The 236-nt window shown below is 47.9% G+C and carries 1 protein-coding gene; it reads left to right on the forward strand.

Translation table 11 applies throughout. The features are described from left to right. Positions 1-236, forward strand: a 236-nt coding sequence (locus ACRHOZ_RS21480; RefSeq protein WP_431130433.1) for a hypothetical protein, incomplete at both ends; no start/stop codon positions are given.

Genomic DNA, 236 nt, shown 5'->3' on the forward strand with positions numbered 1-236 from the left:
AGGCCATTCACGAAGGGATGAGCAGTTTGCTGTCCTATAGTATTAGCCTACTCTCCCCTATTACTTGCTCCTTGGCCTTCAACGATTACGATTTTGAATTGCTGTCGGACAAACCCATAGACATCCAGGCGGTTTTGGCCAATGATCTCTTCACCCCGGAATATATGCTTTCCGACCTTCAGCAAAGTCTAAACTCCAATGCAATGGCACGCCGGAAGCTTCGGGATATTGCCGTA

Origin of the sequence: Flagellimonas flava, from assembly GCF_050617915.1 — a bacterium.
Lineage (GTDB): Bacteria > Bacteroidota > Bacteroidia > Flavobacteriales > Flavobacteriaceae > Flagellimonas > Flagellimonas flava_A.